This window comes from uncultured Clostridium sp. (assembly GCF_947036855.1).
In the GTDB taxonomy this organism is placed as follows: Bacteria; Bacillota; Clostridia; order Clostridiales; family Clostridiaceae; genus Sarcina.
The window spans coordinates 1-15137 of record NZ_CAMQRY010000061.1; the positions used below are offsets into that span (position 1 = coordinate 1).

Annotated in this window: 18 protein-coding genes; 14 read left to right on the plus strand and 4 right to left on the minus strand. The window is 28.0% G+C overall.

The window, feature by feature from the left end; genetic code table 11:
- The coding region (locus Q0V15_RS07710; protein WP_297437651.1) for a M48 family metallopeptidase at positions 1 to 598 on the plus strand (598 nt) is incomplete at its 5' end.
- Between the two features lie 18 nt (positions 599 to 616).
- Here the strand turns inward: Q0V15_RS07710 and Q0V15_RS07715 are convergent.
- The gene (locus Q0V15_RS07715) at positions 617 to 1384 is read right to left on the minus strand and encodes a flavin reductase family protein (protein ID WP_297437653.1); all 768 of its coding nucleotides are present in this window, start codon (positions 1382 to 1384) and stop codon (positions 617 to 619) included.
- A gap of 415 nt (positions 1385 to 1799) precedes the next feature.
- Here Q0V15_RS07715 and Q0V15_RS07720 point away from each other — a divergent pair, with 415 nt between their 5' ends.
- From Q0V15_RS07720 to Q0V15_RS07750, 7 genes are all read left to right on the plus strand, one after another.
- The gene (locus tag Q0V15_RS07720) at positions 1800 to 2084 is read left to right on the plus strand and encodes a hypothetical protein (protein WP_297437655.1); all 285 of its coding nucleotides are present in this window, start codon (positions 1800 to 1802) and stop codon (positions 2082 to 2084) included.
- A gap of 92 nt (positions 2085 to 2176) precedes the next feature.
- Positions 2177 to 2443 (plus strand): hypothetical protein, encoded by a 267-nt coding sequence (locus Q0V15_RS07725; RefSeq protein WP_297437657.1) that lies wholly within the window; start codon positions 2177 to 2179, stop codon positions 2441 to 2443.
- A 90-nt stretch (positions 2444 to 2533) separates the two neighbouring features.
- Positions 2534 to 2809, plus strand: a complete 276-nt coding sequence (locus Q0V15_RS07730; RefSeq protein WP_297437659.1) for a hypothetical protein — start codon at positions 2534 to 2536, stop codon at positions 2807 to 2809.
- 195 nt (positions 2810 to 3004) lie between these two features.
- Positions 3005 to 3571 (plus strand): TetR/AcrR family transcriptional regulator, encoded by a 567-nt coding sequence (locus Q0V15_RS07735; protein ID WP_297437661.1) that lies wholly within the window; start codon positions 3005 to 3007, stop codon positions 3569 to 3571.
- A gap of 140 nt (positions 3572 to 3711) precedes the next feature.
- Positions 3712 to 4110: an IS200/IS605 family transposase gene (gene tnpA, locus Q0V15_RS07740; protein ID WP_297437663.1), complete on the plus strand. Its 399-nt coding sequence runs from the start codon at positions 3712 to 3714 to the stop codon at positions 4108 to 4110.
- A 14-nt stretch (positions 4111 to 4124) separates the two neighbouring features.
- Positions 4125 to 5273 carry a transposase gene (locus tag Q0V15_RS07745; protein WP_297437665.1) on the plus strand — a complete coding sequence of 383 codons (1149 nt, stop codon included), beginning with the start codon at positions 4125 to 4127 and terminating at the stop codon, positions 5271 to 5273.
- A gap of 427 nt (positions 5274 to 5700) precedes the next feature.
- Positions 5701 to 8622, plus strand: a complete 2922-nt coding sequence (locus Q0V15_RS07750; protein ID WP_297437667.1) for an insulinase family protein — start codon at positions 5701 to 5703, stop codon at positions 8620 to 8622.
- Between the two features lie 35 nt (positions 8623 to 8657).
- Here the strand turns inward: Q0V15_RS07750 and Q0V15_RS07755 are convergent, their stop codons facing one another.
- A complete protein-coding gene (locus Q0V15_RS07755) occupies positions 8658 to 9425 on the minus strand; it encodes a histidinol-phosphatase HisJ family protein (RefSeq protein ID WP_297437669.1) in 768 nt (255 codons plus the stop codon).
- A 140-nt stretch (positions 9426 to 9565) separates the two neighbouring features.
- Here Q0V15_RS07755 and Q0V15_RS07760 point away from each other — a divergent pair, with 140 nt between their 5' ends.
- The 5 genes from Q0V15_RS07760 (at position 9566) to Q0V15_RS07780 (ending at position 13772) form a co-directional block, all read left to right on the plus strand.
- The gene (locus tag Q0V15_RS07760; protein WP_297437671.1) at positions 9566 to 9913 is read left to right on the plus strand and encodes a hypothetical protein; all 348 of its coding nucleotides are present in this window, start codon (positions 9566 to 9568) and stop codon (positions 9911 to 9913) included.
- A gap of 23 nt (positions 9914 to 9936) precedes the next feature.
- On the plus strand, positions 9937 to 11223 hold the full coding sequence (locus Q0V15_RS07765) for a TcaA 3rd/4th domain-containing protein (RefSeq protein ID WP_297437673.1): 1287 nt from the start codon (positions 9937 to 9939) through the stop codon (positions 11221 to 11223).
- A 94-nt stretch (positions 11224 to 11317) separates the two neighbouring features.
- A complete protein-coding gene (locus Q0V15_RS07770; protein ID WP_297437675.1) occupies positions 11318 to 11839 on the plus strand; it encodes a restriction endonuclease in 522 nt (173 codons plus the stop codon).
- Positions 11839 to 12363: a hypothetical protein gene (locus Q0V15_RS07775; protein ID WP_297437676.1), complete on the plus strand. Its 525-nt coding sequence runs from the start codon at positions 11839 to 11841 to the stop codon at positions 12361 to 12363. The genes Q0V15_RS07770 and Q0V15_RS07775 overlap by 1 nt, the downstream gene beginning before the upstream one ends.
- A 107-nt stretch (positions 12364 to 12470) precedes the next feature.
- The gene (locus Q0V15_RS07780; protein WP_297437678.1) at positions 12471 to 13772 is read left to right on the plus strand and encodes a murein hydrolase activator EnvC; all 1302 of its coding nucleotides are present in this window, start codon (positions 12471 to 12473) and stop codon (positions 13770 to 13772) included.
- A 62-nt stretch (positions 13773 to 13834) separates the two neighbouring features.
- Here Q0V15_RS07780 and deoD read toward each other — a convergent pair whose 3' ends face one another.
- Positions 13835 to 14542, minus strand: coding sequence for a purine-nucleoside phosphorylase (deoD, locus tag Q0V15_RS07785; RefSeq protein ID WP_297437680.1), 708 nt, complete (start codon positions 14540 to 14542; stop codon positions 13835 to 13837).
- A 146-nt stretch (positions 14543 to 14688) separates the two neighbouring features.
- Here deoD and Q0V15_RS07790 point away from each other — a divergent pair, with 146 nt between their 5' ends.
- Positions 14689 to 14886 carry a hypothetical protein gene (locus tag Q0V15_RS07790; RefSeq protein WP_297437682.1) on the plus strand — a complete coding sequence of 66 codons (198 nt, stop codon included), beginning with the start codon at positions 14689 to 14691 and terminating at the stop codon, positions 14884 to 14886.
- Positions 14887 to 14930: 44 nt separating this feature from the next.
- Here Q0V15_RS07790 and Q0V15_RS07795 read toward each other — a convergent pair.
- A partial coding sequence (locus Q0V15_RS07795; RefSeq protein ID WP_297437684.1) for a DbpA RNA binding domain-containing protein occupies positions 14931 to 15137 on the minus strand: 207 nt, incomplete at its 5' end.

The window sequence follows — 15137 nt, forward strand, 5'->3', positions numbered from 1 at the left end:
TAATAAGGCACAGCTTATAGTAAGAGCACCAAATACTTTAACATATAAGCGGATTTATGAGTTTTTAGAAAGTAAAAATGAATGGATAGAAAAAAATGTTCTTTTAATTAGAGAAAAAAATAAAGCTGTCATAGATAGAAAGTTTTTAGAAGGGGAAATATTTAATTATTTAGATGAGAAGTATAAACTTTTTCATTCAGACAAGATAGGAATTGATATAAAAGAAAAGAAATTTTATGTAAGAAAAACATCTTCAGAAAGTGATTTGATTTATCTTTATAAGTGTTTAGCAGGTGAATATTTAATAAGCAGATGTAAATATTTTTCTGAGTTTTTTAAGGAAGATATAAAAGATATTAAAATTAAAGAGCAAAAAAGAAGATGGGGCAGTTGTACATATGACAATAAAATAAATTTTAATTATAAGATTATAATGGCTAGACCAGAGATAATTGATTATTTAGTAGTTCATGAAATGAGTCATATGCCACATAAAAATCATTCTAAAGAGTTTTGGGATAAAGTTTGCAGTATTTTACCAGATGCTAAAGAACTTAGGCAAGAGCTTAAATCAATATCATATAGATTAGATATTTAAAAAAATAGAAGTAAAGCATTATGCTTTACTTCTACTTTTTTTTGATGAAGTTTTTTTACTCTTATTAGAAGATTTAGCTTTTACTATATCTGTTTTAGAAAGAGTTCTTCTTCTAGGTTTTGATTTTTCTTTTGGAATTTCTACTTTGTTATCTTCTTTTAAAATTGATGAAGAAATAGTTTTATTTAATAAATTTTCTTTGTTTTTTGTATCTTCTTCTTTAGTAATTTTTGTTGAATAACCAAATCTTCCAATAGCTTTTTTAGCCATAGGGTAATATTCACCGTGTGCATAGTTTATAAGGTCACCAAGTTCAAAGTGGATTTTACCTTTTTCATCAAGCATATTTTCATCTATATGTGAACCAAGTACATCAGCTATAAATAAATCATGTGAACCAAGTTTAATGATTTGTTTAACTCTACATTCAATAGCAACAGGACAATCATCTATATAAGCTGCATTTACATGTTCACCTTCAATCATTTTAAGGTTTAGCTCTTTAATTTTATCAACTTTTTTACCACTTTTAACTCCACAAAAATCTGTTTCATATGTAAGTTTACTTGATGGAACATTTACGATAAATTCCATGCTTTCTGTTATATAATCGTGTGATAGTCTTTCAGGTCTTATTGATATAGATAACATAGGGGGTCTTGTACAAACTGTATTTACCCATGAAACTGTAAATATATTATCTTTGCCCTCTTTATTTCTAGAACTTATCATAACTGCTGGAACTGGGTTTAGCATTACACTAGCTTTAAAATCTATTTTTTTCATATATATTCTGCTACTTAAAATATAGACAAAAGTGTCTATATCAAGAAAATTACTGTTTCTCAGTCCCTCATTTCGTATATACTACTCTGATTTGATATAGAACTCCACAGTCTTTAAATCCGAACTAGCCATCCGTATATAAGTAGCTTTCCCCTTTCTTTATTTTGTTATTCATTTGGCTAGGGCTATTACACACTTTCTCGATTTAAAAGTATGTTTAGGTACTTTTATACCTATTTGTCTATAATTCTAAGAACTATTAAAAGCTCCTATAATAATCATATTTAATTATTAAAGTATACCATATAAACTATACTCAAGGAACTTAGTCTGAATTAATTTATGATTTCCAAAATTTGTAAATTGTAAATTATTATGTTAAGATATATTTATAACTTTTTAGGGGATGTTTAAATTGAAAAAAAATTATTGTATTAGTTGTGGAAAAGAAATAAAGTTTAATGATGTGCTTATACAGTCTATTATGTTTGGAATTTACTGTGATAAATGTGGAGAAGTTTCAGTTGCAACAAAGAAATCAAAGCTTATATTTCTAGCTATATTTATACCAGTAATAATTTTTATAATTTTTATGAGCGATATTATGACTATAGGATTATTTGAAAGGCTAGTTATGGCAGGTGTATGGTGTGTTATTGCACTTTGGGGTATTCAGCCAATAATATGTGATTTCAGTTAAATAATAGAATTAAAATGTATTTGTAACATTAATCTCATAAATTATTGATATAATTAATAAAACAAATGAAAAAGATGGGATGGTAATGTGCTGTGAGATTTAGTAGTAATAAAAGAGGGTTTATAGGGAATTTAGGGCTTGCATCAAATTTCTTTGTTGAGCTTGTTATATTTATGAGTATATTTGCATCAATAGGGATTATTATTCAAAGTGAGGGATTAATAGCATTAGGGTTTATAATATCAGTTGTACTTAGTCTTCTAGTTAACTATTTGAAAATTAAACCAATTATTGTATATTTAATATCAGTACCAGTTTTAATAATACTTTTAATATTTATACCAAAGATACTAATATAGCTATTTAATAGCTATATTTTTTTGCGAATATGCTCAAAATTTGGTAATATATAAGTATAAATTAGTAAGCAAAAGATAAGGAGTAAAATTATGAAACTAATAAAAGGTAAAGTTAGATTTATAAGAAGTTTAATAGGGTGTTTAGTATTTCCGTTAATTTTATGTTATTTTTATACTTATGTTCAAGATGGTAGCAATTGGTATGAAGTGAATCAATATTTAGGCATAGCACTCGGTATTGTATTTATACTGCGTGGAATGTTTGAGCTTAAAATGGCAAGAAATAAATATAATACAAAGATGAGTTTTATAGGTGCTGGGGTTATTTTATTATATGTAGCACTTAGATTTTTTAATATAATATAGTAGGTTAAAAGGCGCTTAAAGCGTCTTTTTTTGTTGATATATTAAAAAAATAATAACAATTTGACAATAAATGATAAAATAAGGATGAAAATTGGCAATGTAATATATACTTCAAGTAGGAAACAGTTACAAAGGTTCGAAATGAATGGGGGTTCAATTCGGGTTTTATATATACATACATATGGGGGAGATTATATGCCAAAGATAATAGTAGATATTGAGAATAGAATATTTGAAGAAGCAAAAGCTATTTTTTCAGAAAAGGGATATCATAAAACGGATATGAAGGCTATAGCAAAAGCTTGTGAAATTGCAGTTGGAACATTATATAATTATTATCCAAATAAAAAAATGATTTATATGGATGTTTTTATAAAGAGTTGGGATGAAACTATAAGAAAAATAAAACTTGTTAGAAAAAGAGCTGATAAGAAAGCGGAACTTCGAGAAGTTATGGTTATTTTTTATGCTGATGTAGAAGATAGAAATGGTCTTGGGAATGATTTAAGAGAACTTTGTAAAAAGGGTGATAAAGAATTTGATAAAACAGCAAGAGTTGTTCTTGATCAGCTTTTTGATGTTACATTAAGTAGATTTAATATAAAAGAAGAATTTGAAAATATAAAAGATATAGAATTTAGGATTCTTGTTATATGGTTTGCAGGACAGTTTGCAATGATGTCTGACTTCTCGACAGATAGAGAAGAAAATATTAATTTTTTATATTCTACAGTTAGTGCCTATTTTAATTTGAAAAATTAGTTAAAAATTATAATAATTGAGAGTAAAGCCCACGACACAGTTCGTGTGGATATAAGCGATGCTCTGATGACATATATTTCCATCTATTTTTAGCGTATGTTTCTATTGATAACATACAAACTAAAGTGTATTATAGACTTATGAAAGATATATATAGAAGAACAAAAACAACAGTATCACTCATAAACTATCACTTTGTATTTTGTCCTAGATATAGACGCAAAATATTTAAGGTTGCTAATTTAGAGAACAGGTTTAAAACCTTAGTCCAAGAAATATGCAATAAAAATGAAATAAACATAGTTGCTATGGAATGTCATGTAGACCATGTTCATTTGTTTGTAAATGCTCCTCCTACTCTATCGCCTAGCGATATAATGCAAAAGATTAAAGGTGCTACGAGTAGAGATATTAGAAAGGAGTTTGTTGAGGTTTCAAGAATACCTAGTCTTTGGACTAGAAGTTATTTCGTTTCTACTACTGGTAATGCTAGTAGTGAAACAGTCCAAAAATACGTTGAAGAACAAAAAACTAGATAAGGAGGTGCGACTATATGGAGAATACATTAACAGTAGTAATAAGACTAAATCCAACTAAAGAACAGAAAAACTTAATAGATAGTTCTAGTTTAGCTTATATAAATCTTATTAATGAGTTAGTTGAAGAGATGGTTGAGCTAAAAGTATCAACTAAGAAAACAACTGCTAATATTGTTGCACCTTTAAATAGTTCTGTTAAAAATCAAGCTCTTAGAGATAGTAAATCTGTATTTAAAAAGGCTAAGAAAACTAGGTATAAGATTGTTCCTGTGCTAACAAAAACTGTATGCATTTGGAATAATCAAAACTATTCTTATGATGATAACTCAATAGCTATGCCTTTTATGGTTGATGGAAAGTCAAAGAAGATAAGCATTAAAGCTAATATAACTGATAGAACAAAAGACTTATTATCAAATACTTTAGGTACTTTAAGAGTAACTAAAAAGGGTAATAAGTACATAGCTCAAATATCAGTAATAACAGAAAGCACACCATCTCTTGGTGAAAACACAGTAGGAGTTGACTTAGGAATTCTTGTACCTGCTGTGGCTTATTGTTCTAGCGAAAAAGTTAAATTCTTTGGTAATGGTAGAAAGAACAAATATACTAGAAGAAGATTCAAAACTCTAAGACAAAAGCTTGGTAAACTTAAAAAAACTAAAGCTATTAAAACTATCAACAATAAAGAGCAAAGAATTATGAATAACTTAGACCACAAGGTCAGTAGAGATATTGTAAACTTTGCTAAAGATAATAATGCTTCTATCATTAAGTTAGAGCAACTTTCTAATATTAGAAAGTCGGCAAGAACAAGCCGTAAAAACGCTAAGAATATACACAACTGGTCATTTTATAGACTATCAATGTATATCGAATATAAAGCAAGGCTTCGTGGAATAATAGTTGAATACGTAAACCCTGCTTTCACAAGTCAAACCTGTCCCTCTTGCAGTATTAGAAACAAAGCAAAGGGTAGAAGTTATACCTGTGAATGTGGTTATCAAAGACATAGAGATTTAGTTGGTGCAATTAATATATCAAGGTCTGAAAAGATTGAAGAGATAGTAAAAACACCAAAGAAAAAATCTATCATTGAAAAGATATTCAACTTTGATAAGAATGCTCAGTACAACATGTTTGGCGACCTAATACTTGCTTAAACTGTACGGTTTGGTTATAGAACCGTAGCCCTAGAACCTATATGGTCTGTCTAGGGAGGGCTAATGGCATAGCCTTAACTATAAGAGTTTTCTTTAGTAGAAATACACTAAGATTAGCTTATAGAATCCCATCGAACTTTAGTCGTGGGAGTGTCAAAAGGTATTATATTAGGGTATATAGATAATACTAATAATAAGAGGCGATGATTTTAAAGCTTATTATTATAAAAAGTTATATTGATTTACAATAAATATTAAAATTTAATAAGTTGAAATTGAGCCATCTAATAATACGTAAAATAAAATATGTGTTTAAATTAGGTGGTTTTTGTTATTGATATTAGTTATTAGATGAAAATATATATTTGTTCATAAAGAAGCAAATATGGTAGAATATTAATTAGATAGTAGAAAAGGGGATGATAGGATGAACATTGAAATAAATAAAGTTTATAATGGATTTAAACTTTTAGAAAAAAGAACAATTAAAGAACTTGGATCTGATGCTCTTTTATTTGAGCATGAAAAAACAGGTGCAAGACTTATAAAGATATTAAGCGATGATGATAATAAGGTATTCTCAATAGGATTTAGAACACCTCCTACAAATAGTACAGGAGTTGCACATATACTTGAACACTCAGTTTTATGTGGTTCAAGAAAATTTGATATGAAAGAGCCTTTTGTTGAGCTTTTAAAAGGGTCATTAAATACATTTTTAAATGCTATGACTTACCCAGATAAAACAGTTTATCCTGTTGCATCAAGAAATGAAAAAGATTTCTTTAATTTAATGGATGTATATTTAGATGCTGTTTTATATCCTAATATATATAAGCATAAAGAGATATTTATGCAAGAAGGATGGCATTATAACATTGAGTCAAAGGAAGATGAACTTACTTATAATGGTGTTGTATATAATGAGATGAAAGGTGTGTATTCATCACCAGATTCTATATTATATAGAAATATTCCAACAAGTTTATACCCAAATACTCAATATGCAGTATGTTCTGGTGGAGAGCCAGCTGAAATTCCAAATTTAACTTATGAGGAATTCTTAAACTTCCACAAGAATTATTATCATCCTTCAAATTCATATATATTCTTATATGGAGATGGAGATTTAAATAAGGAACTTGCATTTATAAATGATGAGTACTTAAGTGGGTTTGATAAAATAAAAGTTGATTCAGAGATAAAAGTAGAAAAAACTTTTGATAAAATGAATGAGCTTGAGATATTCTATGGAATAGCAAAAGATGATGATGAGGAGAAAAAGAGTTTTTATAGCCTTAATTTCTCAGTTGGAGATGCAACAGATTCAGAAGCTTATTTAGCTTATGAAGTTTTAGCTTATTTACTTTTAAAATCAACAGCTGCACCACTTAAAAAAGCATTGATGGATGCTGGAATTGGTAAATCAGCTAGTGGAGATTATGATAATTGTGTAAAACAACCTTGCTTTAGTATTTTTGTTAAAAATGCTAATAAGGAAGATAAATATAAATTTAGAGATGTAGTTCTAGAAACTTTAGAAGGTCTTGTAAGTAATGGTATAGATAAAGAACTTATAGAAGCATCTATAAATAAAGTTGAGTTTGAACTTAGAGAAGGTGATTTTGGTTCATATCCAAAAGGACTTATTTATTATTTAAAAGCTATGGATAGTTGGCTTTATGGTGGAAGTCCATTTACGCACCTAGAGTTCGAGGAGCCACTTGCAAAAATAAAGAGTGCACTTACAACTGATTACTTTGAAAAGCTTATAAAAGAGCATTTCCTTGAGAATAATCATAGTTCGCTATTAAGTCTTCAACCAAAGAAAGGTTTGAATGAAGAAAAACAAGAAAATCTTGAAAAAGAATTAAAAGCTAAGAAAGAAAGCTTTACTGAGGAGCAACTTGATTTTCTTATAAGTAGATGTAAAGATTTAAAGAAAAGACAAGAAACTCCAGATGGTGTAGAGGCACTTGAGGCAATACCAGTTTTATCAAGAGAAGATATAAACAAAGATCCTGAAGTATTCCCACTTGAAGAGAAAGAAATTAATGGAGTGAAGATATTACATCATGAATTCCATACAAATAAAATTTCATATGCAAGTTTATGTTTCAAATCAGATGCTGTAACTAAGGAACTTATAGGAATGATGTCAACGCTTAGTGGAATGCTTGGTAAGTGTTCAAGTGAGAATTACACATTTGAAAAATTATCAAATACAGTTAATATAAATGCTGGTGGAATAGCATATACACCTTGCAGTATTGCAAATGTTAAAAAGCCTAGTGAATATAGCACATACTTTGATGTTACATTAAAAGCTTTAAATTCTAAGCTTCCAAAGGTATTTGAACTTATAGAAGAAATACTTCTTAGAACAGATTTCTCAGATGAAAAGAGAATAAAGCAAATACTTGAAGAAAGAAAATCAAGAATAGAAAGTGGATTATTTGATGCAGGACATAGAATAGTAGCTAAAAAAATACTTTCTTATGTTTCAGGAAAAGGTGCTTATGAGGAAGAGTTATCAGGACTTACAGCTTATAACAAGCTTGTTGATATGGTTGAAAACTTTGATATAGTAAAAATCAAAGCAGAACTTGAAGAACTTAGAAGACTTATATTTAATAAAAATAATCTGATGATAAGTTTCTCAGGAACAGCAGAAGATTATAAAGTATTTGAAGAGGCTGTAAAACCATTTATAAATAGCTTATCAGATGAAAAGCTTACTTATAATAAGTATAAATTTGAAGTAGAAGCTAAAAATGAAGCCTTATTAATGCAAGGAAATGTTCAGTTTGTTGCTAAAGGTGGAGATTTCATTAAAGAAGGATATGAATATACAGGTTCTATGTCACTTCTTGAAACAATACTTGGTTTTGACTACTTATGGAATAATGTAAGAGTTAAAGGTGGAGCATATGGAGTATTCTCAAACTTTAGAAGAGATGGTGGCTTCTATATAGCATCATACAGAGATCCAAATGTAAAAGAAACATTAGATATTTATGATAATATGAGTAACTACCTAGAGAATTTTGATGTAGCAGATAGAGAAATGCAAAAATACATCATAGGAACTGTTAGAAAGCTTGATACACCTATAGGAAACAGTTCAAAAGGTGATCTTGCAACAACTTTATACCTTAGTGGAATAACATATGAGGATAGAGTTAAAGAAAGAGAAGAAATATTAAGCTCAGATGCTAGTACTATAAAAGCATTTGCACCTCTTGTAAGAAAAACTTTAAAACAAGATTGTATATGTGCATTAGGAAATGAAGCTAAGCTTAAAGAAGAAAAAGATTTATTTAAATCATTAATAAGAGTAATAAAATAAAATTAAGAAAAGGGAGGCATATATAAATGCTTCCCTTATTCTATAATCATTTTTCTGTTTTTAAAGTAAACAGATTTTAAGTTTGTCACCTCTAAAAGTTTAGATGCAATATCAAAATTAATAGCGATTGCATCAGAACTATGAGAGTCAGACGCAAGTGTTACATATTCTCCACCAAGTTCTTTATAACGTTTAAAGATTTCTAAAAGTGAATTATAAGCTAAATGATTATTAAGTCTTCTAGTATTAAGTTCTAAACATTTGCCTTTAGCAATTATAGTTTTTAATATATCATTTATTAAATAAGAATACTCATGTAGATGTAATTCCTTATCTTCATAACTAGAATATCTACAAATATAGTCGATATGAGCAAGTGTATCATAAAAGTCATATTCTTTTACGCAGTAAAGCATATTTTCAAGATAATCTTTATAAGTTTTTTCTTTAGAAAACTCAGTATCTTTCATAAGGTAGAATAAATCTCTAGTATATAAGGTATGAATAGAACCTATTATAACATCAAGCTTGTCCTTATTTTTAGAAGCAAAATCTTTAGTTAGTTGCATATTAACTTTAGACATACCTAGTTCAATTCCAACTAAGAAATTATCCTGCTTATAATTTTTATAAAAGCTTAGATATTTATCCATATCAATAAAAGGAAGCTCTGGTAAATCTAAATCAACATGCTCTGTAAGCGTTATACCAATTTTAAGTTCATTTTGTTTTTTTAGTATCTCTGAAACTGTCATATCAGAGTCAAAAGAAAATTCGCTATGCATATGTGTATCAAAAATCATTGTAAATCCTCCATCTATTTATTAAGAAAATTATAACATATAAGGCATGAACTATTAAATTAATTTACATTGATTGAAAAAGTATGTAATATATATAATAGAAAATGATAATAATATACACATAAACTTAGGAGGATATAATGAAAGAATTATTTAATATAAGTGGAGTAAGCTTCACAAAAGAGGAATTTCAGGATGATATAAATGAGTACATGGATATAGTAGATATAATAAAAGAGTTTGAAGGTGGTTTAAAGATTCAAGATATGGAATGTGCAGCACTTAATGATTGTTGTAATAAAACTAAAGTTAATAAGTTTACAGAAATAATAGGTGTTCTAACAGAAGAGGATGATTTTTTAACTTTAGAAGAAGTAAGAGCTAGACAAAAAGAATATGAAAATACACATTTAGAGCCTTTTGGAATACAAGTTTATAAATGCAATCACTGTGAAAAGTGGATGATAAATATATTAGAAGCAGAGTAAGATGTAAATAGGAGGGGGATATATTGACATTTAAAGAGAGAGTTATATCAGAGATAAATAAAGCTAAGATTTATATAGAGGGTAAAAATATAAAGAAAGTTTTTTCAAAAGAATTTATAAAAAGTTTATCTGTAAAAAGTAAAGGTATTATAATAGTTGGAATAGTTGTATTTATAGGACTTAGTACACTTACAGTAATTAAATTTAGTAGCAATGATAAAAAAGAACTGTTGCAAAAAAGTGTTATAGCACTGCAAAAAGGTAATGTAAATTCACTTGAAAATCTAATAAGATTTGAAAATGGAGATAAACTTACAAAAGAGCAGTTAGCACCAATAGTAAAGTTTTATAAAGCTGATGAAGATAGAATAACTAAACTTAAAACAGCATTATCTAAAGGCGAAGAGTTATATTCAATGTCAGTAGACAAAGAAGATAAATTAATTGCAGATAATTATTTTATAGGGGTATCATATGCGGATATTAATATAAAAACTAACATAAAAAATACTAAGGTGTTTATAGATGGAAAAAGTAATGGAGTAATAAATGGTGATAAAACAATAAAATTTATAGCTCCGGGGATATATGATATAGCAGTTGAAAATGAAAATAAATATGCTGTATTAAAATCTGAAAAACAAATAACAGTAACTAAAAATGAAGATGAAGATATTAATATAGACGGTGTAAGTGTAAATGTGAATACTAATATACCAAATGCAACAGTTTATATAAATGATACTAATACAGGGACACTTGCAAGCGATTTTAAAGATGTAGGACCATTTCCAACTGATGGAAGTTATAGTATAAGCTTAAAGTATAAAACTCCATTTGGAGAGGTTGCAAGTGCTATAGCAAAGATACATGATGTCCCAGATATAAAACTTGATTTAAATCTTAAAAGTCCTTCTATAGAAGCAAGTTTAAATAATACAATAGGCAAATTTTATAGTAGTGTATTTTCTGCTATTGATATGCAAGATGCTAGTAAAATAAGTTTTGCAACAAAAGATTCAGCAAATAAAATATATAATGATATAAAAGAAAATGGATTCATACTTAAAAATGTATATAAGCTAAATAGTTCAAGTATAGATTTTGAAAAAAGTAATATAGATTTTAAAGATGGTGTTTATACTGCAAATATAGTTGCAAATATAAATTATAATGTAAAGAAAGAAATACTAGGAGTTCCACTAAAAAGTGATGACTATGACCAAAGCTTCTTTACAAACTTGAAATATGAAGATGGGCAATGGCAAGTATATGACACAGAAAAGTTAAATTTAAAAACTATTAATTAAATATTTTAAGAAGTAAGGCAGTTTAAATATTAGACTGCCTTATTTTTGTATATAAAAATAGAAGATGGCAATAATTCATTATGGAGGTGATTTTATGTCATTAAAAGTAATAATAGTAGTTATCCTAATTTTATTTATATCAAGTAAAATATTAAATTATTTAGTACGTAAATCAGAAATAGAAAAGAAAAAAAGTGAAAAGCAAAACAGACTTAAGATTCCAATGTTAAATACATTAGGATTATATTCAGCTAAGGAGTTTAAAGAGGTTGTTAAAAAATATTTAAAGCAGAAAAAGTATCTGATTATAGAAGATAAAGGTGATTATATAATTATTGAAAGTGAAGAAAATATATTAAGTATAGTTCAAATAAATAAATTTGAGATATTTTCAGATAAAGTGATAAGAGAAAATGTATACATGCTAGTATCTAATATGAATAATGAAAATGTAAAAAAAGGAATAATAATAAGTAATGGAAGTATTGCAGGAGATACAATATCTATGGTTAGAAGAGGTGTATCAGATTTTGATATAAGTATTATAGACGGAATTACATTTGTGAGAGAATTAAAAGTAATAAGAGAAAAATTACTTTTAGGAGGTAAAATATAGTGGATATATTATATAATATAGGAAGTTTTGATATTTTTAGAAATCTTAGATATGTACTATTATTTATACTTATAGTTTTTTTTATAGGATGTATGGTGAAAATAAAAACTATATCAGATAATTATAAATATTTAAATAGGGATATAACAATGCTTGAAACTTTAAAGAAATTAACTGATTTTGAGTTTAAAGAGTGGACACAGGAGTATTTTAGGGCTAAAGGCTATGAAATAGATTATATATATACAGGACTAGGAAAAATAAAGAATATGGATAGTGGGATAGAATATTTGGTATATACAAATAGGAAATATAATATATTAGATAAAGAAGAGGCAAAATATATTGATGGATTTTCAATAGTTGAAAATTGTAAAAAAGTATTTGTTTTAACACTCGGTGAGATAGATAAAGGTTTTTTCTTATTTTTAAAAGAAGAAAAAATACAAGTAGAATTCATATCAAAGGATGAATTTAATATAAAATATGAAGATTTTTTGAGGGCAGAATTAAATGTACAATAAAATAATACTGATAAGAATAACAAAAAATTTACATAATATACACAGGAGAAAAAGGGAAATATAGTATAATTTAGATGGAATATAAAGTAATATGGGGGAGAAAACATATGAAAAAGGGGAAAATAATAGCTTTAACGCTAGGTGTTTTAGTAGCTTCAACAATGATAATGGAACCTACTATAGCAGTAGCTACATCAAAAGATAAGATAAACAGTGAGAAAGAAATTAATAATGAGAAAATAGATGATTTAGAAGAGAAAAAAGAGGGATTACAGGAAAGTAAAATAGAGAGTGAAAAAAATGTACAAGAGGCTAGAGATAATTTTAATGCTCAAAATAAGCTTTTAACTGAAGTCAAAGATAAAGTATTTGCATTTGAAGATGAAATCTCTGAGTTACAAGGGAAAATTGATGGCTTTGAAGCTAAAATAGCAAAAACTGAAGAAGAAATTAATGCAGTAAAAGTTAAAATTGATGAAAAACAAAAAGAATTAGAATTCAAAGAAGAAACTCTTGGTAAAAGGCTTAGAAGTACATATATGAATAATGTTGGTGATAGAATGTTATATATGATACTTGACTCTAAAAATTTAGGAGATTTAATAAGTAATGTAGCTAATATTAATATATTAATACAAACAGACCAAGAGCTTATTGCAGATATTGAAGCTGATAAAGTAGCAATAGAAGTAGAACGTACAAATTTAGTTAAAAAGGAAGCTGGATTAACAGCATCTAAAAAAGAGGTTGAAGGTGTACAAGCTAAAGTTGTGGTATCTAAAGAGAAAATGGAAGTGCTTGAAGAAGAATACGCATATGAAGCTACAAAACTTAAGGCATTAGAAGATGCAAAAACAGCAGAGTATGATGCTTTAACAGCAGAAGAAAGATCTATACAACATGATATTACACATCTTGAGATTGAAAATGTTAATCTAGATAAAGAACTTGCAGGAACAAGTGTAGGAACATCTCCTACGGCGCCACCTAGTGGTGGAAGTTCAGGTAGTGGAAGTACTAGTAGCAGTGGCTTTATAAGACCAGTTGGAGGATATATTAGTTCGCCTTATGGATATAGAGTACATCCAATATCAGGAGTTAGTAAATTACACGGTGGTATAGATTTTGCAGTAGGTTCAGGAACTCCAATAAAAGCTATAGCTAGTGGAGTAGTTAAAACTGCAGGATGGCATAATGCATTTGGTAATATGGTTATTGTAGATCACCAAAATGGATTTACTAGTTTATATGCACATGCTTCAAGTCTAAATGTTAGAGCAGGACAAACTATTTCACAGGGACAAGTTGTATCATTTGTTGGATCAACAGGATATAGTACTGGACCACATTTACATTTAGAAATGACTTATAATGGAAGTAGAGTGAACCCAGGAAGTTATATAGGATAAGTAACTACTTAAAGTATTTTAAATAACAAAAGCATCTCAAATTTTGAGATGCTTTTTGTTGTTTAAAGTTCAATTGCTGTATCTAAAGCTATTTTCATCATATCAAGGAATGTATTTTGTCTTTCCTCAGATGAAGTTTCAACACCAGTAACAAGATGATCACTGATTGTTAAAATAGTTAGAGCATTTACTCCATACTTAGAAGCAAGTGTATAAAGACCAGAAGTCTCCATTTCAACAGCTAGAGTACCAAAACTAGCCCATTTTTTCCAAGCTTCTGTATCATCATTATAAAAACTATCAGCACTAAATACACTACCTACTTTAGGTGTGAATCCACTTTTTATAGCATTATCATATGCCTTTTTTAATAATGTGAATGATGCAGCAGGTGCAAAATCACATCCTTTGAATCTTAATTTATTCATTGCTGAATCAGTATGAGATGTCATAGCTAGAACTATATCTCTAACTTCAACTTCAGTAGTTAAACCACCAGCAGTACCAACTCTAATTAAATTCTTAACATCATATTCTCTAATTAATTCATTAACATATATAGATAATGAAGGAAGTCCCATTCCAGTACCTTGAACTGAAATTCTTTTTCCTTTATAAGTTCCTGTAAAGCCAAGCATACCTCTAACATTATTATAACAAATAACATCCTCAAGGAATGTATCAGCAATAAATTTAGCTCTAAGTGGGTCCCCAGGTAACAGAATAGTTTCTGCTATTTCACCTTTTTTTGCTTCAATATGAACACTCATCTTTAGTCCTCCTAAAATATAAAACATTTAATAAGCTATAATGTAGAAAAAAATAACTCATTATGATAATATTATACTAATAAACATAGTAAATTAACAGTGAACATATTATTATATTCAGCTATGTTTATAAAAGGAGAAGATTTATGATACAATTTAAGGAAGAGATGTTACTGTCTGAAACAGAGTATGAAGATTATGATGTGAATGTAGCAACATTAACAATAGAAGATCAAAGAGAATTAGGACTTATAAAGTCATGCTGTGGTTCAACAGGAGGATGTTCTAAAAAGAGTGGAGCAGGAAGTTGTTGTGGAAGCAAAAAAGCATGTCCTAAAAGTTAATATAAATAAAAAAAGAAGCCAATTAAGGCTTCTTTTTTTATTTACTATTTTTTGTTAGCAAATTCTATGTTAACTTTTCTTCTATTTAATCTTTTACCGATACATTTATCCATGATTTCATCAACTGCTTCATTTTTTATATTAGCGAAACAGAAGTTTTCCATGATGTTTACATCACCAACATTTCTTGGAGCTACTTTTGCTGTTTCAGCAAAGAACTCTACTAAAGCTTTAGGTGTAAGTCCATCTCT